The 22468-nt window shown below is 43.1% G+C and carries 19 protein-coding genes; 11 read left to right on the forward strand and 8 right to left on the reverse strand.

Going from position 1 to position 22468, the window contains the following annotated elements:
* Positions 1–174 precede the first annotated feature (174 nt).
* From J3492_RS07680 to J3492_RS07690, 3 genes are read left to right on the forward strand one after another with little or no spacing between them, the layout of a single operon-like run.
* On the forward strand, positions 175–984 hold the full coding sequence (locus tag J3492_RS07680) for a glycosyltransferase family 25 protein (protein ID WP_207991224.1): 810 nt from the start codon (positions 175–177) through the stop codon (positions 982–984).
* Positions 981–1811, forward strand: a complete 831-nt coding sequence (locus J3492_RS07685; RefSeq protein ID WP_207991225.1) for a glycosyltransferase family 25 protein — start codon at positions 981–983, stop codon at positions 1809–1811. Before J3492_RS07680 ends, J3492_RS07685 begins: the two co-directional genes overlap by 4 nt.
* 7 nt (positions 1812–1818) lie before the next feature.
* On the forward strand, positions 1819–2913 hold the full coding sequence (locus tag J3492_RS07690; RefSeq protein ID WP_207991226.1) for a glycosyltransferase: 1095 nt from the start codon (positions 1819–1821) through the stop codon (positions 2911–2913).
* Between the two features lie 15 nt (positions 2914–2928).
* On the opposite strand, the gene J3492_RS07695 is transcribed toward J3492_RS07690, so the two are convergent.
* From J3492_RS07695 to aspS, 5 genes are all read right to left on the reverse strand, one after another.
* Positions 2929–3780 (reverse strand): glycosyltransferase family 25 protein, encoded by an 852-nt coding sequence (locus J3492_RS07695; RefSeq protein WP_207991227.1) that lies wholly within the window; start codon positions 3778–3780, stop codon positions 2929–2931.
* 5 nt (positions 3781–3785) lie between these two features.
* Positions 3786–4535 carry a hypothetical protein gene (locus J3492_RS07700; RefSeq protein ID WP_207991228.1) on the reverse strand — a complete coding sequence of 250 codons (750 nt, stop codon included), beginning with the start codon at positions 4533–4535 and terminating at the stop codon, positions 3786–3788.
* Positions 4532–5248, reverse strand: a complete 717-nt coding sequence (locus J3492_RS07705) for a glycosyltransferase (protein WP_207991282.1) — start codon at positions 5246–5248, stop codon at positions 4532–4534. The genes J3492_RS07700 and J3492_RS07705 overlap by 4 nt, the downstream gene beginning before the upstream one ends.
* A gap of 176 nt (positions 5249–5424) precedes the next feature.
* Positions 5425–6405, reverse strand: a complete 981-nt coding sequence (locus J3492_RS07710; RefSeq protein ID WP_207991229.1) for a lysophospholipid acyltransferase family protein — start codon at positions 6403–6405, stop codon at positions 5425–5427.
* Between the two features lie 103 nt (positions 6406–6508).
* Positions 6509–8332: an aspartate--tRNA ligase gene (gene aspS / locus J3492_RS07715; RefSeq protein WP_207991284.1), complete on the reverse strand. Its 1824-nt coding sequence runs from the start codon at positions 8330–8332 to the stop codon at positions 6509–6511.
* Positions 8333–9064: 732 nt separating this feature from the next.
* Here aspS and sohB point away from each other — a divergent pair.
* From sohB to J3492_RS07740, 5 genes are all read left to right on the forward strand, one after another.
* Positions 9065–10033 (forward strand): protease SohB, encoded by a 969-nt coding sequence (sohB, locus tag J3492_RS07720; protein WP_207991230.1) that lies wholly within the window; start codon positions 9065–9067, stop codon positions 10031–10033.
* A gap of 165 nt (positions 10034–10198) precedes the next feature.
* Complete coding sequence (locus tag J3492_RS07725) at positions 10199–11434, forward strand: acyl-CoA dehydrogenase family protein (protein ID WP_207991296.1); 1236 nt, start codon at positions 10199–10201, stop codon at positions 11432–11434.
* Positions 11435–11575: 141 nt separating this feature from the next.
* Entirely contained in the window at positions 11576–12829 is a 1254-nt protein-coding gene (locus tag J3492_RS07730) for a phosphotransferase family protein (protein WP_207991231.1), read from the forward strand.
* Positions 12830–12874: 45 nt separating this feature from the next.
* Complete coding sequence (locus J3492_RS07735; RefSeq protein WP_207991232.1) at positions 12875–13627, forward strand: histidine phosphatase family protein; 753 nt, start codon at positions 12875–12877, stop codon at positions 13625–13627.
* Between the two features lie 307 nt (positions 13628–13934).
* Positions 13935–14687 (forward strand): SDR family oxidoreductase, encoded by a 753-nt coding sequence (locus tag J3492_RS07740; protein WP_207991299.1) that lies wholly within the window; start codon positions 13935–13937, stop codon positions 14685–14687.
* An 88-nt stretch (positions 14688–14775) separates the two neighbouring features.
* On the opposite strand, the gene J3492_RS07745 is transcribed toward J3492_RS07740, so the two are convergent.
* Both J3492_RS07745 and J3492_RS07750 read right to left on the reverse strand, forming a co-directional pair.
* Positions 14776–16467, reverse strand: coding sequence for an AMP-binding protein (locus J3492_RS07745; RefSeq protein WP_207991233.1), 1692 nt, complete (start codon positions 16465–16467; stop codon positions 14776–14778).
* 420 nt (positions 16468–16887) lie between these two features.
* Positions 16888–17460, reverse strand: coding sequence for a hotdog domain-containing protein (locus J3492_RS07750; protein ID WP_243453163.1), 573 nt, complete (start codon positions 17458–17460; stop codon positions 16888–16890).
* A 191-nt stretch (positions 17461–17651) separates the two neighbouring features.
* Here J3492_RS07750 and xthA point away from each other — a divergent pair, with 191 nt between their 5' ends.
* The 3 genes from xthA (at position 17652) to J3492_RS07765 (ending at position 20413) form a co-directional block, all read left to right on the forward strand.
* A complete protein-coding gene (gene xthA, locus J3492_RS07755) occupies positions 17652–18476 on the forward strand; it encodes an exodeoxyribonuclease III (protein ID WP_207991235.1) in 825 nt (274 codons plus the stop codon).
* A gap of 32 nt (positions 18477–18508) precedes the next feature.
* The gene (gene argJ, locus J3492_RS07760; RefSeq protein ID WP_207991236.1) at positions 18509–19732 is read left to right on the forward strand and encodes a bifunctional glutamate N-acetyltransferase/amino-acid acetyltransferase ArgJ; all 1224 of its coding nucleotides are present in this window, start codon (positions 18509–18511) and stop codon (positions 19730–19732) included.
* A 282-nt stretch (positions 19733–20014) separates the two neighbouring features.
* A complete protein-coding gene (locus tag J3492_RS07765; protein ID WP_207991237.1) occupies positions 20015–20413 on the forward strand; it encodes a DUF4377 domain-containing protein in 399 nt (132 codons plus the stop codon).
* Between the two features lie 233 nt (positions 20414–20646).
* Here J3492_RS07765 and J3492_RS07770 read toward each other — a convergent pair whose 3' ends face one another.
* Positions 20647–22083, reverse strand: coding sequence for an L-serine ammonia-lyase (locus J3492_RS07770; RefSeq protein WP_207991306.1), 1437 nt, complete (start codon positions 22081–22083; stop codon positions 20647–20649).
* Positions 22084–22468: the final 385 nt, after the last annotated feature.

Raw genomic sequence — 22468 nt, forward strand, 5'->3', positions numbered from 1 at the left:
GTGTATAGTATACGACAAAACTTAGTATATATGTAATAATTGTAACTATAATACATCTTTAAAGTAGCTAAATTGTAATAATTGAGGAGGATTACAGTTTATTAAAAACAAGAGAAGGGTTTGATATAGTTTGAAATTATTATGCAAAATGTATTATTAAGGTGTTGTCATAAAATGAAAGTATATGTCGTTAGTTTAAAAAATCAACTTGATAGAAGAGCTCATATTGAAAAACAGTTTCAACAGTTAGGTCTAGAGTATAATTTTTTTGATGCTGTTTCTAAAGATGACGCACTTCAAACTTATAAAAATCTATCTTTAAACTTCGTTCCCGATTCGATAACTCTTGGCGAATTAGGGTGTTTCATGAGTCATGTAAGTTTATGGCAGATGATGATAGATAAAGAATTACCATACTTAGTAATTTTTGAGGATGATGTTGTACTAAGCGCAAGGATAAATGATATCTTACCAAAGTTAGACATATTAACTCAGCAATACGATGTGATTAAACTTGAAACAATGCAAACTCCTACTGAGTTAGGTAGGAAGGTCGTGATTGACGACGATTTGTATATATGTTCTCTTTTAAGTGAGCACATGGGTACAGCAGCATATGTTATTTCTAACGAGTGCGCTGTGCTTATGATGAATAAATTATCATTAACCAGTATTGATAAGCCTATTGATCATTTTTTATTTAAAGATTGGCTAAAGAACTTTTCAAACCATCAGGTTTTTCCTGCTGTTGCTATACAAGATGATTTATTGCATTCCAAAGAAACTACGTTAGTAAGTAATTTAGAAAAAGAAAGAAAACAACGAATGAGAAAAAACACTTATCCTTTAATAAGGAGAAGGAAGTTTCAGCGTGAATTGGGCCGTTTATTCATACAGCTATCGCCAAGCTATTGGTTTCAGAAATATAACCTTAAATCTAGAACTAAAGGATATTGTATTATTCCTTTTGAAGGAAAGGTATGATAAATATTTTCTATATTAATTTGGATGGTAGAGTAGATCGTCAACATAATATAATAGAACAGATGTTTGATTTAGGTTTAGTCGCACAGAGATTACCCGCTTCTGTTGGCAAAGATCTAACCATACAAGAAAAGTCTTTTGTTGAATATGACAAGTTTCTATGTTTAATGAAGCGTCCAATTACTGATGGCGAGATTGGGTGTGCTCTATCACATCGTAGAATTTGGCAATATATTTTAGACAACGATCTAGATTATGCATTGATTATGGAAGATGATGTAATTATTGATAAAAGATTGGTTAATGTTATTAGAGATGAACAGAATTATCAGTCTTTTGATTTTATCAATCTCTCAACTACGACTCCGTATTCATATGATAATCAAGTAGCACGCAGTTTTATAAATCAAGGTATTAATACTCGCCCTCAATGCTCAAAACTTTTAAATAAATGGAAGATGTTAGAGTGGCGTAACAAGTGGAGAATATACAAACTAAAGCCAATATCTAATGAACTGGTAATATGTGAGTGTGATCCAGCACCAGCTCTAGGCAGTGGCTATATAATTTCAAAAAAAGCTGCATTTGAATTTTTACAATCGAGTAACCATTTATTCTATCCTATTGATTATGTTTGGAGGTTTGCTACTGGCGAGCTTAAGCAGGGTTTTATGTCAATACCGTTAATTGTTCAAACACAGCTTGACAGTGATATCTTTGGTAGAGAGAAAGAGTCTAAATTAGGTGTTAGACAGAGCATTCATCGGTTGTTTTTAAAACGTGCTAGACGTCACAGAATACGAGATGTCAAAAAGATGTATGGATAATAAATTCATGACTCATAATGATGATAAAAATATTGTATTAACTATCTTTAGCCTACAAGGCGGAGGAGCTGAACGCTTTGTATTGACGCTTGCTGAAGGTTTCAAACAGCTAGGCTACAAACCTCATATTGTTTGCTTCAAAAATCAAGTTGACTATGAAGTATCAGATATTCATTTGCATTTTTTATCTTATCAGTCTTATCGATGGATGCCTAAGTATATCCGAAATAAGGTGTTTGCTCGAGTGTTCGATAAATATGTAAAAAATAATATTACTGATACACCTGCGCTTTTGATATCTAATTTATGGCAGGTGGATCAGGTCCTAGCATATAGTAAGTTGCCTAATAAGTTGTTTGTAATACATAACACCTTATCTAAGGAAAAGAGTATCCATACCTATTTAACGAATGAAGCGCTACAAAACGTATATTCAAATCAGAACATTGTAGCAGTTAGTCAAGGTGTGAAGCAGGACTTCGAAGGTATAGTCAAACAGATAAGCTCACTTACAGCTATTCATAACCCAATTGATAGAGAGTTTATTTTAAAATCTGCTAAGCAGTTGGATATACTACACAAATTAATCATTCAGTATCCATTACTCAAGCAGGGTTATCTCATTCATGTCGGAAAGTTTAAAGCTCAAAAAAATCATATGGACTTGATAAAGGCTTATGCGAGGAGTCATCAGAGAAAACCATTGCTACTGGTAGGGCAGGGAGAGCTTAAACAAGAATGTGAAAACCTCTGCAGTGAGCTAGGTGTCACAGATAAGGTTATATTTTGTGGGTTTGAGCCGAATCCTTATCCTTTGATAGTTAATGCTGATGCGATGGTGCTTTCTTCAATTTATGAAGGGTTTGGCATTGTAATAGCGGAAGCTTTGGCTTTAGGTGTGCCAGTTATAAGTACAGACTGTGAATCTGGACCAAGAGAGCTTCTTCCTGAGAGTAACCTAGTGAAGATAGGTGATATAGAGAGTTTATCTGCTAAATTGAATGAGATTAGTGAAAGTCCTGAAAGCTTTAGTAGTAGCTTTGACGTAGGTTTGCTACCTGATAGTGTTGCTCAAAAATATCTTCAGACTTTAGAATCCTAATGAAAAAAGAGTCAATTAATTTTTAAGTAAATAAGATAAGTAGGCAAACTCATCTTCATTTGGTCTTATTTCAATATAATTAGATTGACTAGAGTGGCGAGCTTGAATCAGCCCCATATCTACCTGAGCAGCTAAGCGCTTAGATTTAAATGTTAGCTTATCTGATAGGCTATTTGCCGTAGGTTTAGAATGGATGACTGTAGAAATATTGCTTTTGGCAACAGATGGTTGTTCAAGGCTGGACATTTTATAATGACTTGCCATATCCATTTGAATAGCCAAAGCAGGCGCAGCTTGTAACTTTTTAAGAGTCTTAGTATGGCACAGAAGAGCATCAGCTAGTCCCGCACCCTTCTTGTCTACTTGATTAATCAGCTTCTTTGCTCCTGCTGGGGTTAGAAGATAAGCTGCTGCTCCTGTTTTATCTAGAAATAGAGTGTGCAGGCTAAAGTGTTCTGAGTCTAAGACACTTTGTTTAGTAACAAGCTTCTTTCTGCCTCTAGTTTCGAAAGTAATATGATCATAATCAAGAGACTGATTGTTTTCTAAGACTGCTAAGGCTTCAGGAAGGTGCTCAGACAGTAAGACATCGTCTTCTAAAACCAAAAACGCTTGCCCGCTATTAGCGATATGTTTCCAAACACGGTAATGGCTTAAAAAACAAGCCACTTCGGTACGTCTCAGTTTCCGTTGCCAGTCATTAGCCCACTTTTCATACGTAGCATCTGTTAAGTCATCTACAGATGTTGCTGCGTGACGATGATAGTTGATCTTAAGATGGCTTAATTGTTTTTCCTGAAAGCACCAGCGTTCTGCTGCGCTATTTAAGTTAATGACTAACGCTGTTATATTTGATTGATTTGACATTGATTTTATTCCGTCCACCAAGCAGTTTTATCCCGAGTATGCAAAGCACGAAATCGAGAATACACAGTATCAGCATTAGGTTTTTGGACTCGTTCAAATATTTCGATGAGTAACCCCCCTAAAGGGTGAGACTGTGTTAATTTATCTAACCGCCAGCGCATATTACGTAAGGTATCATCTGTGCCCACAGCAAATCCTGCAATACCGTCAAACAAAGCAAGTCTTTCATTTTGCAAGGAGCTGTAGCGTGAATCATCGGCTTTAGCATTCTCAGTTGCCGTTAAATAGCGCTCACTTTCTTGCATTTTAATGGTATTAACTAAAATAACCGCATTCATCAATAGAGATTTTAAGTAATCATCGTCACTGTGATCGATAAAGGTATCGCAAGCTGAGATTAGCCAACGGGTATTGAGTTTTTGTATTAGAAATTCTTTATGCTCATACCATAACTGTTCAAATTTTTTAAATTCTTCGTCAACTTTAAAACCACGACGTATCAGTACAATCAAAGTTGCATGATAATATTCAAGCTCTGAATGACCAACAAACTCACGTTTTAGATTAGCAAGATGTGTTTGTAAGTCCTTATCAGAGCCATAGGTATATTCAAGTTTGTCACCATCAATAATGCTATCACGTAACTTATCCCAGTTTAATTGATCAAGCCTATTTGCAATATCAGCTGCCCCCAAACGTTTGCGATGTTGATTTAAAGATAAGAAACTGGCGAGTTTAGATCTAGGTGCTTTCATTGCCAATGCTCCTCAAGCCAAGGACTCGGCTTCACATGGCGATACCACTTGCCGCCACCGCCTTTGATCGCATCGGGCGGATTAATCTCACCATGGAAGATGACGATTTTTGCGCCCTCAGGTAGCATCGGGGCACGTACCAGATTAAATGGAATAGGGGCAATGCATTGATACTTAAAGCTCACGCACCATCTTTTATCCCAATACTCTAGATGATGATGCTCACGCAAGTAGTTAGACAGATAAGCTTGCTCATGACGCACCTGCGTGCGAATGCTATCAAAGTTACGTTCGAAGTTTGATAATAGGTCAGGGTAGGTGTTTTGTCCAACTTTAAAGCGATAGACTGAGCTGTTACCAATCATCCGCCAAGGCTTTTTCCAGTCGCGAATGATGACCACACTATCGTCATGCTTAGCTTCATAGGCGAAAAACTCATCTATATTGTCAACGATAACGATATCAATATCCAAAAACAGTGCTACCCCTTTAAGGTCATACAGCTCAGGCTTGAAGGTGGTGAGTTTTTTCCAGCCACGTTCAGGGCCCGCTGGCAGATCCATTTCAGGAATCGGATAACAGGTCACGGCAGGGTCAATACCTGTGCTGTCATCAGTCAGACAAACCATCTGAAAGTCTAATGTCAGATGGCGGCTGACCATATTATACAGTCGATTGACGTATTCAGGACCGTATTTATCACCCCATTTCATACAGATGATATAGCGCTGCTCAGGTGTGCTAGCGTCTGTAGATGTTTCTTGCTCTGCCACTAGAGGTTTAGTTGGGTCAATGGTCATAATAGACTCTTATTGATATCAAAGAAGGACAAATAGAATGGTACTGATTTTAGCATAAACCTTATTTACTGTACGTCTAAGTCTTCGTATTAGCTGTCTTTGCTGCTTTTGCTAAGATTCGTTGAGCTGTCATTGTTAGCTTGCTCATTACGATTGTTATTATTGTGATGAGCGTGAATAAAGTCAGCTAGAGCAGTCTCATCCACGCGATAAGGGTCTTCTATGATGGGTACATGCTTAAAGCGCCTGTAGCCCCACATGTAATGGTCAAAGCTGTCATAGATCATACTTTCCATCGCTTGATTGAGTGCATGAGCAGCAGTAGCTGCGTTACGGTCATATAGTGCTGGATCATCAAGCTTATAACAGTGAATATCAAATCCCCGCCCGTCGTCACGGCGAATGCAGGACAGTCCTACCAAAGCACATTTGGTTTTACTGGCGAGCTTTGAGGCCAGTGTACTGGACAAGGTCTCAATACCAAAAAACGGTACCACCACGCCGCCTGACGGCTCAGGGACATGATCGGGTAGGATGATACTAAAGCCACCTTGTTTAAGGGTCTTAAATATTGCTTTGACACCACTGGCATCGGTCGGTACTAAGGTAGCATTAAGCCGTGCGCGCCCTTGCAACACAAACTCATTGGTGATATTACCCTTAACGGGTTTATACATGATAGTTGGTGCGCCAAACTGATTCAGCCAAGCGTTCATCATCTCCCATGTGCCTAAGTGCGGTACGATAGCCAGCATACCATTTGGGTTGTCTAAGCCTTCCATTAAGATATCTTTGTTATGGACCTCTCGGATTTGCTTAATGCTCCACTCAGGAGACATGGCCCAGCTTTTTACCGACTCGACGCTGCTAAGACATTGATTAAGCACAATATTCTTAGTCAGTTTTTGTTTTTTAGAAGCAGATAATGTGGGAGCAACCAAGGATAAATTGATCTTGATCGCTCGGGTCAGGCTGGCATTAGGCATGCGCATGATGAGGTAAGCGACAAAACGTGCCAGTGCCTGTAATACAGACAGTGGCACGTATTTGAAAACTTGATAAGGGTTCATAGCTTTTCACGTCGCAGCAGCTGACCTTGCCGCTTTTTAAAAGCGGCAAGGCTGCACAGTAAAAGACAACGCTGTAAAAACAAACCATTCATTATGTGGCCTATTATTGGGTAGGCTTATCAGTAGGTTGTGCTTTTTCTCTCACACGGATACCAAGATCACGCAGCTGCTTACTATCAACCGGTGCTGGTGCTTGTGTCAGCGGGCAGTCAGCAGTTTTGGTTTTAGGGAAGGCAATAACATCACGAATAGAGCTTGCGCCTACCATCAGCATGATCAGACGATCCAAACCAAATGCCAAACCACCGTGCGGCGGTGCACCGAACTTTAGGGCGTCGAGTAAGAAGCTAAACTTGTCTTCTGCTTCTTGCTCATCAATACCAAGTGCCTCAAATACGGCTTGCTGCATCTCAAGCGTGTTGATACGTAAGCTACCACCACCGATTTCAGTACCATTTAACACCATATCATAAGCGATCGAGAGCGCAGATTCTGGGTTGTTTTTTAGCTCATCTACTGAACCTTTAGGCTTGGTAAATGGGTGGTGCATAGAGGTCCAATGACCATCGTCAGTTTGTTCAAACATTGGGAAGTCAGTGACCCAAAGCGGTGCCCAGTCACAAGTGGTCATGTTAAGATCTAGGCCAATCTTCACCCGTAGTGCGCCCATGGCGTCATTGACGATACTGGCTTTGTCAGCACCAAAGAAGATAATGTCGCCGTCTTGTGCGTCAGTGCGCTCGACTAGGCTGGCTAACACCTCGTCAGTCATGTTTTTGATGATGGGTGATTGTAGGCCAGAGTCTTTATCGACGCCATTGTTGATCAAGCTTACATCATTGACTTTGATATACGCCAAGCCACGTGCGCCATAGATACCGACGTATTTGGTGTAGTCATCGATTTGTCTACGAGTCAGAGCGGCACCATTAGGAATGCGCAGCGCCACCACACGTCCTTTAGGATCGTTAGCAGGGCCAGCAAATACTTTAAAGTCGACCTCTTGCATAAGGTCAGCAACGTCGATCAACTTTAAAGGGATGCGTAAATCAGGCTTGTCTGAAGCATAGTCACGCATGGCATCACTATACGTCATGCGTGGAAAGTCATCCAGCTCTACATCCATCATGGTTTTGAATAAGTGCTTGATGAGACCTTCGTTGATATTCATGATCTCTTCTTCATTTAAGAAAGAGGTCTCAATATCGACTTGGGTAAATTCTGGTTGACGATCCGCACGTAAGTCTTCATCACGGAAGCACTTAGCAATCTGATAGTAACGATCGAAACCAGACACCATCAATAGCTGCTTAAATAGCTGTGGTGATTGCGGTAGAGCAAAAAAGTTGCCAGGACGGGTACGAGAAGGCACCAGATAGTCACGAGCGCCTTCAGGCGTAGCACGAGTCAAGATAGGTGTTTCAACGTCTAAGAAACCATGATCGTCTAAATAGCGACGAATGGCTGAGGTGGCCTTGGCACGGAACACCATACGCTCTTGCATCTGTGGACGGCGCATATCGAGATAACGATACTTTAGGCGCAGATCTTCTGATACGGTGGTGTTTTCGTCATTTAGTGGGAAAGGCGGAGTTTCAGACTTAGCCAACACGTCAATCTCTTTACCCAAAAGCTCGATTTGACCACTGGTCATATTTGGGTTTTCAGTGCCTTCATAACGACGACGCACACGGCCAGTGATCTTGAGCACATATTCAGGACGAGCAGCATCGGCAGTGGCAAAGGCTTCTGGTGTATCGGGGTCAATGACGACTTGCAGAATGCCCGCACGATCACGCATATCTAAAAAAATCACCCCACCATGATCGCGGCGACGATGTACCCAACCTACGATAGTGATGGTTTGATCGATAAAGCTCTCGGTTACGGCTCCGCAGTATTCATCTCGGTAGGAGCCATGCGTCATAGTACTTTGCGTCATAATATTAGTTATCCAGTTGTCAGCCCAGTTTAGTATATAGTCAATTAAAAATAAAATGGTTATAGATTCAGACGCACTATTGGTGTAAATGTTCCTTGCGTGCTGTTGTCGTTCGATCAGCGCAACCTGTATTTTGAACAGCAAGCATCCCAGTAGCGTTATGTCATTTTTAAAGTGTATTCACTATATACCAGTTTAGTATACAATCATGCAGCCAGCGCTATTTGATTTCAACCCATGCTGTCTTTTTGTGCTTGGCTCAAGACCAACCATCATGGCATCAAAACCAATAGGCAAGCAGTGAGCTTTGATCAGTTGTTAAGTATAGGCTTACTTAAATGGCGCTGCTATTTTTATGTAGCGTGTCTTATGTCAATGTGATTTAAGACGTGATTAAAAAATAGCAAATAAAACGTGATCAAGATAAAACCTCGTCACGTTGGCTGCATAGAAATAAATGTAAGCGCATATTATGCCTAAAGTACTTTTGTTATACAACTGTACAGACGTAATCCTACGATATTCAGTGGCAAAGTAGCCTTCACAAGACATAAATAGGTGGTGACTAATCCTATGCTATGCAGCTATCAGGGAGTAAGTTAAATGGTCGCTACGTTAAATAACGCCTTTAACCTTGAAAACATCAGTTCGTGCGTGCATATCAGTCTAACACTAAATATATCGCCTCATCTCTTATATTTTATTGAAGGAATTTTTATGCTATTTCATCCGCCCAAAAACCCTGTTGAACTCAAAGTACTGCATCTTAATAAAAACCAAGAAAAGCGCCGTGAAGACCTGATGGAAGCGACACAAGGTAAAGCAGCACTCAAGCAGCTCAAAAAGAGCATGGCAAAAAAGGCCAAGAAAGCCTTAAAAAACAAAGCCAAGAGTAAAAGTAAAGCGGCGCAGGTGTTTGTGCTTGATTTTGATGGCGACCTAAAAGCGACAGCAGTAAAGCACTTACGTGAAGAGATCAGCACTTTGATTAGCACGGCCAATAAGGGAGATGAGGTTATAGTACGTCTTGAGTCGTCAGGCGGCCTAGTGCATGGCTATGGTCTAGCAGCGGCGCAGTTAGTGCGTCTAAAAGAAGCTGGTCTTAAACTCACCGTATGCGTCGATAAAGTCGCTGCCAGTGGTGGTTATATGATGGCTTGTGTCGCAGATCAGGTCATCGCAGCACCGTTTGCAGTCATTGGCTCTATCGGTGTCGTGTCGCAGTTACCAAACTTTCATAAATGGCTCAAAAATCATGACGTTGATTACGAGATGTTTACCGCAGGAGATTATAAGCGTACGGTGACTGTGTTTGGTGAAAACGATGAAGAAGATCGGGCTAAGTACCAAGAAGAGCTTGAGCAAACCCATCAGCTGTTTAAGCATTTTGTCAATACTTATCGTCCTACGTTAGATTTGGCTAAGGTGGCAACTGGTGAGCATTGGTACGGTGAGGACGCTTTAGCGCTAAACTTAGTGGATAACTTACAGACTTCAGATAGCTATATTTTAGAGTTGATGGATAGCAGTCAGGTGTATGCTCTGCACTCACGCCAAAAGCCAACATTGGCCGAAAAGCTAGGTCTGGCACAGGCTGCCGAAGCGACGCTCAATGTCGCTGCTGATAAGCTCCCAGAAGCCTTGATGCGCTTTGACTTTAACAGTCGCTTAAATATTTTAAAATAAAACCTGGGTTCTTAAAGTGTGTTGACAACCTAAAGGTGTGGCCTAACCGGTCGCACCTTTTTTCTGTTTCGTTATAAGGGTTATGATATAACTATAGGGAAGTAAGCCCTACAGTATTCAACAAGGAAGAGGACTATAATAATGACGACCAATACATCCCAAACTATGTTTAGTGCCACGGCGCACGGTCAGGCTATGTATCAACAAGTCAAAGCCTTCATAGAAACGCATATCGAGCCGATAGAAGCGCAGTTTTGGCAAGACTGTCATGAGCAAAACCCTGATGGTCATTGGGAAAGCTGGCAGTGGCCAAAAGCGTATGAGACTCTGAGAGCAAAAGCGCGCGACGCAGGTTTGTGGAACCTGTTTTTACCTGATGAAAACCTGGGTGCAGGACTATCGGTTACTGATTACGCTCCGATTGCAGAGCTGACAGGACGTAGTGTGCTTGCGCCTTATGTCTTTAACTGTAATGCGCCTGATAGTGGCAACATGGAGCTGTTGTGGCGTTATGGCAGTACCGAGCAGCAAGATAAATGGTTGACGCCATTGTTGGCAGGCAAGACGCGCTCGGTGTTTTGTATGACGGAGCCTGATGTCGCCTCTAGTGATGCGACCAATATGCAGGCGACGGCTGTGGTCGATGGTGATGAGGTCATCATTAATGGGAGCAAGTGGTGGTCGTCGGGCCTTGGTGATCCTGCCGTCGATGTATTGATCGTCATGGCCTACACTCCTGATGAAAGCAAAGACCGTCATCATCAGCATTCGATGGTGCTCGTGCCTGCCAAGACAGCCGGTGTCAAAATTGAGCGTATGCTTAAAGTGTTTGGTGATTATGATGCCCCACATGGTCATGGCGAAGTCAGCTTTACTGATGTCCGTGTACCCATCGAAAACTTCATCGGCGGGCCAGGCATGGGGTTTGAGATTGCTCAAGGCCGCTTGGGACCAGGCCGTATTCATCATTGTATGCGCTGTATCGGTGCAGCCGAAAAGTCTTTAGAGCTTGCCATTCATCGTGGTATGCAACGCAGCGCTTTTGGCAAGCCTTTATTGCAATTAGGTGGCAACCTCGAGCGTATTAGCGATGCTCGGGTCAAGATAGACCAAGCTCGTCTGCTGACTCTGTATGCCGCACAAAAAATGGACAGCCAAGGCACTAAAGCGGCACTGACCGAGATATCAGCGATTAAAGTGGTTGCTCCCACTGTGCTACAAGAGGTCGTCGATATGGCCATTCAGATACATGGTGGTATGGGTGTGTGCCAAGATACTATGTTGCCTAGCTTTTATGCACAAGCACGGGCACTACGTTTGGCCGATGGTCCTGACGAGGTGCACAAAACCATGATTGCCAAACTAGAGCTAAAGCGTGAAGGTTATCGCCTCAAACGTTAAAGGGTAGTAAGTCAGCTATCAAAATAGCCTAAGCAATAAGTTTTGACTGATAGTTTGATTTATAGAAGCTACTTTGAATAAAGACATAAAGTGGCTTTGATTATAAAGCCACTGAAACAACCAGATGATAAGGAACATCACATGGCAACAGCAAACAATGCCGCAGACAGTCACGTCACAAACAATAAAAAAGCAGTCGATGTCGGTGGACCAGTAAGAGAAGGAGAGGCTCTTGATGCCCAAGCAGTCAGTACTTGGCTGCGCAAGCAAGGTGTGGAAGTCACCGGTGAGCCTACGGTCACTCAGTTTTCAGGAGGGGCATCAAACTGGACGTATCGCTTACAGTACGAGCACCACGACCTTATCTTACGTCGTCCGCCCAAAGGCACCAAAGCCAAGTCTGCGCATGACATGGTGCGTGAATATACGGTACAAAAGGCGTTACAAGAAGATTATCCCTATGTGCCCAACATGGTGGCTTTATGTACTGATGAGGCGGTCATAGGGGCCGATTTTTATGTCATGGAGCGTATGGCGGGTATTATTCCTCGTGCCAACCTACCTAAAGAGGTCAGTCTAAATACTGAGCAAACTCGTGAGCTGTGCCGCAATGTTATCGACGCTTTAATTGAGTTACATGAGGTGGATTATCAAGGCAATCCTGACCTATTAGCACTAGGCAGAGGGCAAGGTTATTGTGAGCGGCAAGTCAGTGGCTGGGACAAGCGTTATGTTAAGGCAAAAACGCCTAACGTACCAAGCTTTGCCGTAGTGCGCCAGTGGCTCAATAAGCATGTCCCGACAGATATCAAAACCTGCATCATTCACAACGATTGGCGTTTTGACAATGTCATCTTGGACGCTGCCGACCCAACCAAGGTGATAGGTGTGCTCGATTGGGAAATGGCGACTTTAGGCGATCCTTTGATGGATTTAGGCAGCGCTTTGGCGTATTGGATTGAGGAAGATGACAACATCATCATGCAACAATCACGCCGTCAGCCGACTCATCTAAAAGGTATGATGACTCGGCAAGAGGTGGTTGAGTATTATCTGGAGCGTACAGGCTTGCAGGTAGACAACTGGACGTTTTATGAAGTCTTTGGTTTGTTTCGCTTAGCTGGCATCGTGCAGCAGATTTATTATCGCTACTACCACAAGCAAACAAAAAACCCTGCCTTCAAAAACTTTTGGATTATCAATCACGTGTTACACGCCAAATGTCTCAAGCTGATTGCGCAGTATGAAGGTGAAGCATTATTTAGCAGTCACGTGCAGCCGCATTTACAAGACATGGGGGTCGATAGTGCTACGATTGAGAAGCTACCCAGTCCCGTGCAGAGTGTTATTAAAAGCATACTACCCAAAAGCTATTTTGAGCAATCATCTGATTAGCGTATTCAAACCATTACAGTACTTATAAACACAGGCAGTATGATTATGACAACTATTCTTTTGGCTCGTCACGGTCAAGCCTCGTTTGGACAGCAAAACTACGATCAGCTCTCAGAGCTGGGTGGTTTGCAGGCGAGGCTGCTTGGTCAGCACTATGCGGCCACGCAGCGTCGTATCGATGCGATATTTACGGGTAGTTTATCAAGGCAACAGGATTCGGCACGGCACTTTTGGGAAGCCTATCAGCCCTCCGTCAACACAAATCAGGTGCTGTCAGTACTAGACTTAAGCGCGCCTGACAGTTATGTGATTGATGCATTTAATGAGTTTAATCATAAAGACGTCCTCATTAAGTCCAACCCTAACTTTATCACTCAAGACGCTATCGCAGCAGAGATTGCCCAAGCAGAGGAGCCACAAACTCACTTGGCTGAATTGTTTGATTTGGCCTTGCAGCGCTGGTATGGAGGGGAAAACGATGAGGATTATCTAGAGAGTTGGTCGCAGTTTAATGGCCGTGCTCAGCAAGCGCTGGATCATGTACGCAAGCGAGTCTTACAACTCAAGCATTTACAGCATGACAGTACGGTATTGGTCTTTACCTCAGGCGGAGTGATTGCGGCGATTACAGCGCACCTGCTACGACAAGGCAGCCAGACCGCTTATCAAATCAATAAAAGCCTGGTAAATACTGGTGTGACTGCGATTACCGTAAGAAAACAAGGGCCACAGTTATTATCACTAAACGAATACAGCCATTTATTTCATGAGGGCAAGCGCTTTGTCACTTGGCGTTAATGCCATGCCACTCCCAAAAAAGTAACAGTGGTGATGCTAGGTGTTAAATGTGCTGTGTCTATAAGGTGTCGATGATACATATTTGCACTTCACTGCTGAAATATAGACACTATAATAAAAGAGTCCGTTTCTATTGCTATTTTATCAGCGCATTATTCTTGAACGATATTGATTATATAAAGGACTGCTTATGCAAAACAAACTCCTGCATCTGATGACACAGACTGCCAAGCAAGGTAGAGATCAGACGTTAAGTGCCATTCAGCCTGCCCGTTATTTAAAAGGCTTAGCCAAGTCACAAGTTGGGCTGGGTAAAACTGTTTTGATCACAGGTGCCAGCTCAGGTCTTGGAGAGGCGATGGCACGGATATTTGCCAGTCTTGGTTATAATTTAGCCATATGTGCCCGCCGTACTGAACGTCTAGAGCAGTTAAAGTCTGAGCTAATGGCGCGCTACGCTGATATTCGTATTGAGTATCGTGTGCTAGATGTCGCTGATTATGAAGCGCTATTTGAAGTGTTTGATGCTTTTACCACTGATTTTGGGCACATCGATCGGGTCATCGTCAACGCCGGTGTGGGAGAAAGTCGCCGTATTGGCAAAGGGCGCTTTGATACCAACCGCCGTACCGCTGAGATTAACTTTGTCTCGGCATTGGCCCAATGTGAAGCGGCCATGAAGATATTTCGTGCTCAAAACACAGGTCATTTGGTGGTGATATCGAGTATGTCAGCGATGCGTGGTTTGCCCAAACACATGACCACATACGGAGCAAGTAAAGCTGGCTTAGCGTATTTGGCAGAAGGTATTCGTGCTGATATGTTACTAGAAAAACTCCCTATCAAGGTGTCTACTATATATCCAGGCTATATTCGTACTGAGATTAATACCAATGCCAAGCCCTTACCATTTGAGGTGGATGCTGATACAGGTACTCAAGCCATTGTGGCTGCGATTGAGTCTGGGGTGGCAGAAGCCTGTGTACCAAGCTTACCATGGTCAATCGTCGGACAAGCGATGAAACGCTTGCCATTGAGTGTTGTCAATAAAATGAGTTGAGCACTGAGCCAGTTGACCTATTAGTAAACCACAAAAAGCCCTCTACAGTGAAAGTAGAGGGCTTATTTCTTGCTGAGTAAATGTACCTTTAGGCGTGCTCAGTCGTATGTTGCTCACGCAGTTTTTGGCGCAGTACTTTACCAACGTTGCTTTTGGGCAGCTCATCGACGAACTCAATATAGCGTGGGCATTTATAGCCCGTCAGATTATCTAGTGCAAAGTATCTGACCACACTTTCAGTCACATGGTCGTCTGCCGGCACAACGAACATCTTAACGGCTTCTCCTTGTCGGTCATCTGGGACCCCGATAACGGCGCAATCGATGATACCTTCACAGTTCAGCATGACAGACTCAATCTCGGTAGGAAAAACATTGAACCCTGATACAAGGATCATGTCTTTTTTGCGATCCAGTAGGGTGAAGTAGCCTTTTTCATCCATACTGACGATGTCACCAGTGCGAAAATAACCGTCATGAGTAAAGATGTCTTTATTATCATGATTAAAATAGCCAGAGGTAACATTAGGTCCTTTAATACACATCTCGCCTGCTTGGTTGATACCGACACGCTCGTTATCATCATTGATGACGATAATATCAACACCTGGTCCAGGTATGCCAATTGTGCCATTGAATGTACGATCTGTGACGATATTTGCTGTACCTACAGCAACGCCTTCAGTCATTCCCCAACCCTCAATCATGGCACAGCCTGTCACCTCCAGCCAACGTGCTGCAGTTTGTTCAGTTGCTGCCATGCCGCCGGCCTGTGAGATACGTAAAGCGCTAAAATCTAGGTTTTTAAAGTTTGGATGGTCAAGCAGACCTTTAAATAAAGTATTAACGGCTGGGAATATATGAAAAGGCTGCTTGGAGAGTGTTTTTATAAAACCTGAAATATCACGTGGGTTTGGTATTAAAATAAAGGTATAGCCTGAGCGCATACCAAGCAGACTCAGCATGAAGGCAAAAATATGATACAACGGCAATGCCATAACCATATTGATGTATACTTCATCGATCTCAGAGGTAACAGGGCGATACCATACTTCTGATTGCAGGGCGGCGGCCACGATATTACGTTGGGTTAAAACAGCGCCTTTTGAGAGGCCTGTCGTACCGCCAGTATACTGCAATATGGCTTTTTGGGTTAAGACCATCTCTGGCCGCTCAAAGGTTAGGTTTTTACCTGTTTTGAGCACATCGGGAAACTTAGTCACCTCCAGCCTAGAGTCGTTAAGGCTATATTTGGGAACCAAGCGCTTGACTTGACGAATGACCGTATTGACCAAAATGCCTTTGAGACCCATCATATCGCCCATTTTTGATAGGATGATACGTTTGATAGCGGTTTCGCCGACCACTTGCTCAAGGGCTTGAGCAAAGTTATCTACGATAAATATAGTTTCAGCACCAGAATCATTGAGCTGATGACGTAGCTCACGACCAGTGTATAGCGGATTGATAGGGGTGCACACATAACCTGCACGCAAAATACCAATCATTATGGGTAAATATTGTGGTACGTTTGGCATCATCAGCGCCACGATGCTGCCTTTGGGAAGATCTTGCGCTTGTAGCCATGCCGCAACAGCGAGTGAAGCTTTATCGATATCATCATAAGTATGGGTAACGCCCATACAGATACTCATAGGATGAAAACGAAAACGTTCAAAACTCTCTTCATACAGCTCTATTAAATGGCCATATAGATCTGGGTCGATCGTTTTTGGTACAGTAGAAGGATAATGATCTAGCCAAGGCTTAGTCACGGTCATTGCCAACGTCCTCAATTTTAGTCATAGGAAGTATTAGAAAAGAGCTCTACTCATATTCTTCACAGAGATCTAAATGGGTATAAATCACATATTACCTAATGTAACTAAGTCCTACATGAAGGTAACAAAAATGTAATTTATAGCCATGTTAGCATGACAAAACGGGCTATGATATAAAAAACAGCAAATACATTGACGAGTAAGTCAATATATATTCGACTGGCGGCATTTAATATGGTATGAACTGCTGACTATTATTAGATAATGAAACCATTAAGTTTAAGTATACTTATAGTGAATACACGTTAGAGTAGGTACAGTGCTGCTGGTATTAATTTTTTGCAGCCTCTGTCGGCGTAGGCACAGCACGCAAGGAAAGTTAATGTGAGCAGCACATGACAGAGAAGATGCCGGTTTTATTTAGGATTGACTGTATAAGTCACTGTTATGACTGTGCTGCGTAATGGCTTGCTGAATGGTGTTATGTAGCGCTTCTGGTACACGTATCGGCTGCATCGGTGCGGTGGCAGCTTGCGTACTAAAGCCATCGGTTGAGGAAGGTTCAGGCTTGATTTGATTTTGCACACAAGCGATGACGATTTTACCGCTGCTCAGTAAAGTGTGTTGAAGAGGAGGGTGGTTGGTGTCAGTGTCTGTTGGCAGACGACGATGAATACTTTGATAAAACACAATGCTGGCAGGTTTTAATTCGACATTATCAATACGAACATCAATGGTTTCATCTAATAAGATGGCTTTTTTGTACTTTAGCTGTGCTTGACTGACGACAAAGTGTTGAACCTGACCTGTGTCAGAGTGCATGAAGTAACCACTTAAGCCAAGCTTAGTAAACCAATCACGGCGACAGTTTTCAAAAAACACAAGATGATTGGCATGGTAGACTATGCCACCAGCATCGGTATGGTTAATGTAGACATGATAATCAGTAGAAAATAGCGGTGAGGTCATGGTGTTTGGTGTTGTCGTGGTCATAGTTTGGCTCATATCGTTTGTCTGGTAGGGCTTATTGTATCTTTTGTTATAAAAAAACCAACAGGCTTGGCTTGCTACTGTAGCTGAAGATAATGGGTCACGCAACAGCAGGTTGGCTTAGGTCTGTTATTATAGTCTCTCTTAAAACAAAGCCCTTAATCAAATTTGAATCAATTCATATAGGATAATGCATGACTCGTTTTGTTTGTTTTAATATTAATGGCATACGCGCTCGTCAACATCAGCTCGAAGCGATAAAAGAGGTGATAGACCCTGATGTCATGGGCCTACAAGAAACCAAGGTGCACGATGAGCAGTTTCCGTTAAAAAATGTAGAGAGCTTGGGCTATCATGTTGAGTATTTTGGACAAAAAGCTCATTATGGTGTGGCCTTATTGTCAAAGGTAGCGCCCATTTTTGTGCAGAAGGGCTTTCCTGGTGAAGATGAGGAGGCACAAAAGCGTTTTATCCATGCACGCTATCTGCTACAAGGTCGTGAGATTGATGTGCTAAATGGCTACTTCCCTCAAGGTGAGCACCAAGACCATCCCACCAAATTCCCTATGAAACGTGCTTATTATGCTGATTTGACAGCTTATATTGATACTCTAAAAGCAGAAGGCCGTTCACTCATTATCATGGGTGATATGAATGTTGCTCCAGAAGATATAGACATTGGTATTGGCGAGGCTAATGCCAAGCGCTGGCTGAGAACAGGCAAAACCTCATTTTTACCAGAGGAGCGTGAGTGGTACGAGACGCTCATGTCTCGTGGGCTTTTGGATACTTATCGTCTGCACTATCCAGACAGTACAGAGCTGTATAGCTGGTTTGATTACCGCAGCCGTGGGTTTAATGATGATCCAAAACGTGGCTTGAGGATTGATCATATTTTGTGTACTACAGACTTGCAGGGGCACTCTGTCGATGCTGGCATCAGTTATGAGCTACGTGGTATGGAAAAACCCTCAGACCATGCACCAATTTGGTCGTCATTTGATTTTAATAAGTCTTAATAAGATAAACGTAAATAAATAAGGATAAGATTATGGCTGTCGGAAATGTGGCAATACCTGAGACGATATATGCTATTGATGGTATCAAATTAAGTGCCACCGCTGCAGGTGTGCGCTACAAAGATCGAGATGATTTAGTGGTCGTCGAGATATCTGAGACGGCAACCAGCGCTGTGGTTACGACAAAAAACACTTTTTGCGCTGCGCCTGTGCGTGTCCTTCGTGAGCACTTTGCTCATGCCAGCCCACGCTATTTGGTGACCAATACAGGTAACGCCAATGCAGGCACGGGCGCTGACGGAGTACGCCGCGCAGAAGCGATATGCGCAGCTTTAGCCAGTAAAGCTGGTGTCGATACCAAGACAGTGTTGCCATTCTCAACCGGTGTCATCGGCGAGCCGCTAAACAGTGAGGCGGTGATTGCAGGACTAGATGAAGCACTAGACACACTGGCGGCTGATAATTGGTTGGCCGCGGCTAACGGTATTCGTACCACGGACACCATCCCCAAGCTTGCCAGCCAAAAAGTCGATGTTGCAGATACCAGTTATCATATTACCGGAATGTCAAAAGGCTCGGGTATGATACGTCCAAACATGGCGACCATGCTCGGTTATGTGGCGACAGACGCCAATATCGCAGCTGATTTGTTGCAAGAGATGTTGGTTGCGATTAATGAAAAGTCCTTTAACCGTATCACTGTCGATGGTGATACCTCTACCAATGATTGTTGTGTATTAATAGCGACAGGCGCTGCAAGCTTGGAGGTCATCGATAGTCCAGAGCACCCACACTATCAACCGCTGTTTGATGCTTTGAGCGCAGTGTTTGTCCGTTTAGCACAGCTGATCGTGCGTGATGGTGAGGGCGCGACTAAGTTTATGACGGTCAAGGTGACAGGGGGTAAAGTAACGCAAGAGTGCTGCGATGTGGCGTATGCGGTGGCACATTCTCCATTGGTAAAGACTGCGTTTTTTGCCAGTGATGCCAATTGGGGGCGTATATTGGCTGCTGTCGGCTATGCAGGCATCGAAGATCTTGATACTGAACAAGTCGATGTCTATCTCGATGAGGTGATGATTTGCCAAAACGGCGGTGTCGCACCTGATTATACTGAAGAGGCGGGCAAGACGGTGATGAGCCGTCCTGAGATCACCATTCATATTGACCTTGCTCGTGGCGATGCTACGGACACGGTCTACACCTGCGACTTATCCTATGATTATGTCAAAATTAATGCTGACTATCGCAGCTAGTACGTTTTTTAACATGAGTTGCAAACACTGACGTTATGTTACAAAGCAGTCATAGAGGAAAGGATGGTGCAAGCCCTATACTTATTGAAGTACAACAATAAGTGGTGTTGTAAAAACGCACTATTGATATATAGTCGTTATTGACAGCATTATTAATGATACCTGTATTAATGATACCTGTGTCATCATTTGTTATCTGTTTTTAGCTGTGACATGATGGCTATACATATCAGTATTAACAGGTGCTTATAATAAAATTAAATAAATAACTGAGGAAATAATATGAAAAAGTTAGCGATTGCAGCATTGGCGACAACATTTGCTCTAGCAGGTTGTTCTACTATGAACCTAGATGATAAGCGTACGATGGTAGTAGAAGGTCAGGCGATGGATGTTAAAGTCGTTAATATTCCAAACCTAAAAGTCGAGCTTGCACCGCGCAAAGCAGTATGTGAAGTACAGGCTGCTACCGGTGAGATGATTAAGGCTGAGTGCTTGCAGTTCCGTCAAACTCACCAAAGAAACTACACCACCTTTAACGGTGACATCCAAGGGTTTACCTATGAGCCAGGCTATCGCTATGTCTTAGACGTCCGTCAAGAAGCAGTGGCTGATGAGGCTGCAGGTGTGGTTAAGCCAGTATGGTACTTAAATGAAGTGATCTCAAAAACTGCTGAATAAGATAAGCTATTGAGTAATATTTCATTACGACTATCATAGATAATATAGTCGGAGTACTTTTAAGCCGCTACGGTGTTACCCGCCCTAGATGTACTTAATGTACTATCTGCGGTCGGTCGCCTGGTAGCGATTTTAAAATTCCTTGACTATAGATCGTAAATAGAAGAAAAGCCGCTAATTTTTTAGCGGCTTTTTTGAGACGATTTAAAAACCTAAAATTCTGAGCTTTGAGGTTAACATTGACTGTAATTGACACTGACGCCATGCATCGCAGTAGGAATGCGGTTATCTGCATATACGGCCAAGCCACCTCTTGCCGTTTCTTTATATTTATCTGACATATCTGCCCCAGTTTGTTTCATTGTTTTTATGGCCTTATCAAAAGAGACAAAGTGCTGTCCATTACCACGGCAGGCTAGGCGGGCGGCATTGACTGCTTTGACAGCGCCCATAGCATTACGTTCGATACAAGGCACTTGTACAAGACCGCCAATCGGATCACAGGTAAGGCCTAAGTTGTGCTCGATACCAATCTCTGCAGCATTAAGACACTTGGCAGGGTCACCGCCCATCAGCTCTGCTAGCCCTGAGGCTGCCATAGAACAGGCTGAGCCCACCTCGCCCTGACAACCTACTTCAGCCCCAGAGATAGAGGCATTTTGTTTGATTAAGCCGCCAATCGCTGTCGCATTTAACAAAAACCTACGAACCCCATCTGGGCTATAATCTGATAAAAAATCACGATAATAGTGAAGTACAGCTGGAATAATGCCCGCTGCGCCATTGGTCGGAGCGGTGACTACTTTGCCACCATTGGCATTCTCTTCATTGACAGCAAGTGCGTATAAGTCTACCCAGTCCATTGCCGCCAGTTTATCAGTTTTGGAGATAGGCTGATCTTTTTCTGCCAGCAGTTGTAAGTGTAAATCTTGAGCACGGCGCTTGACATCCAAACCACCCGGCAAAATACCGGCATTCTCACAGCCTTGCTTGACACAATCTTGCATGACTTGCCAGATACGGTCTAGGTAGGCATATACCTCTGTCTGATCACGATAGTGACATTCGTTTGCGAGTACGATTTCGCTGATACTCAATTGATGCTCACGGCACTGCTCGAGGAGCTCTGCGCCAGTGCTAAAAGGATAGGGAGCGATATCAATATTGGGTCTGGCCTGATCCTCATCTGGGTTATTGGCATTGTCTTCATTGATCACAAAGCCACCACCGATGGAGTAATAGGTTTGCTGATATCTCGTATCATCTGCCAATATCGCTCGAATAGTTAGGGCGTTGGGATGGTAGGGGAGAACGGTATCACCATACCAATGGATATCACGGTCACTATTAAAAGCAATGGTATGCTCGCCAGAGAGATTGAGCTGTCGGTTAGAAAATATAGGCGTCAAATACTCACTGGTCAGGCGAGTATCAATAGTACTAGGCGTATGGCCCAGCAGGCCGAGCAGTACGGCTGTATCGGTTGCATGACCCTTGCCCGTTGCTGCTAAAGATCCATATAGCTCAATCTCTACCGCTGTGACCTCAGTCAGCTTTGTTTGTTTGGATAAAAAGGTCAAAAACAGATTAGCCGCTACCATAGGCCCTACAGTATGTGAACTTGATGGGCCAATACCAATTTTAAATAAATCAAAAACACTAATCATAATACGTTACCCATTAAAGTGAGCAAAATGCGAGATAAAATATAAATAGGGGGTGTTATAGAATGTTAAACAGACTCTGATGCAAGCGCCACACAAAGGACAAATATCACTCAGAAACCTTGTGATCTAAGAACGAAGATTCAACGTTGTCTATGAGGTTATGTAAACGTGATAGTAAAGATGATGGGAGAATAATATCTTTTGTTTATTATTAAATTCCGTTATGATGCTCGGCATCAACGCTTATGTAACATCCTGTAAGGCGCTGGTCATTATAAAATATACGATGACACAAACAACCTAAGCGTTGGGTTAAGTAGAACATATCTGAGCAAATACATCTAGTAGAATCTAGCAGATTTGTAAATTAGCACATAGGAAACCGCGC

Origin of the sequence: Psychrobacter coccoides, assembly GCF_017498085.1 — a bacterium.
GTDB classification, from domain to species: Bacteria; Pseudomonadota; Gammaproteobacteria; order Pseudomonadales; family Moraxellaceae; genus Psychrobacter; species Psychrobacter coccoides.

What these genes read in the sequence shown, in the direction of transcription:
- J3492_RS07690 (WP_207991226.1), top strand. Translation starts at nt 1,819, where the DNA reads ATGACTCATAATGATGATAAAAATATTGTATTAACTATCTTTAGCCTA.
- J3492_RS07725 (WP_207991296.1), top strand. Translation starts at nt 10,199, where the DNA reads ATGTTTAGTGCCACGGCGCACGGTCAGGCTATGTATCAACAAGTCAAA.
- J3492_RS07710 (WP_207991229.1), bottom strand. Translation starts at nt 6,405, where the DNA reads ATGAACCCTTATCAAGTTTTCAAATACGTGCCACTGTCTGTATTACAG.
- xthA (WP_207991235.1), top strand. Translation starts at nt 17,652, where the DNA reads ATGACTCGTTTTGTTTGTTTTAATATTAATGGCATACGCGCTCGTCAA.
- J3492_RS07730 (WP_207991231.1), top strand. Translation starts at nt 11,576, where the DNA reads ATGGCAACAGCAAACAATGCCGCAGACAGTCACGTCACAAACAATAAA.
- J3492_RS07750 (WP_243453163.1), bottom strand. Translation starts at nt 17,460, where the DNA reads ATGACCACGACAACACCAAACACCATGACCTCACCGCTATTTTCTACT.
- J3492_RS07685 (WP_207991225.1), top strand. Translation starts at nt 981, where the DNA reads ATGATAAATATTTTCTATATTAATTTGGATGGTAGAGTAGATCGTCAA.
- aspS (WP_207991284.1), bottom strand. Translation starts at nt 8,332, where the DNA reads ATGACGCATGGCTCCTACCGAGATGAATACTGCGGAGCCGTAACCGAG.
- J3492_RS07735 (WP_207991232.1), top strand. Translation starts at nt 12,875, where the DNA reads ATGACAACTATTCTTTTGGCTCGTCACGGTCAAGCCTCGTTTGGACAG.
- J3492_RS07700 (WP_207991228.1), bottom strand. Translation starts at nt 4,535, where the DNA reads ATGAAAGCACCTAGATCTAAACTCGCCAGTTTCTTATCTTTAAATCAA.
- sohB (WP_207991230.1), top strand. Translation starts at nt 9,065, where the DNA reads ATGCTATTTCATCCGCCCAAAAACCCTGTTGAACTCAAAGTACTGCAT.
- J3492_RS07765 (WP_207991237.1), top strand. Translation starts at nt 20,015, where the DNA reads ATGAAAAAGTTAGCGATTGCAGCATTGGCGACAACATTTGCTCTAGCA.
- J3492_RS07695 (WP_207991227.1), bottom strand. Translation starts at nt 3,780, where the DNA reads ATGTCAAATCAATCAAATATAACAGCGTTAGTCATTAACTTAAATAGC.
- J3492_RS07705 (WP_207991282.1), bottom strand. Translation starts at nt 5,248, where the DNA reads ATGAAATGGGGTGATAAATACGGTCCTGAATACGTCAATCGACTGTAT.
- J3492_RS07745 (WP_207991233.1), bottom strand. Translation starts at nt 16,467, where the DNA reads ATGACCGTGACTAAGCCTTGGCTAGATCATTATCCTTCTACTGTACCA.
- argJ (WP_207991236.1), top strand. Translation starts at nt 18,509, where the DNA reads ATGGCTGTCGGAAATGTGGCAATACCTGAGACGATATATGCTATTGAT.
- J3492_RS07680 (WP_207991224.1), top strand. Translation starts at nt 175, where the DNA reads ATGAAAGTATATGTCGTTAGTTTAAAAAATCAACTTGATAGAAGAGCT.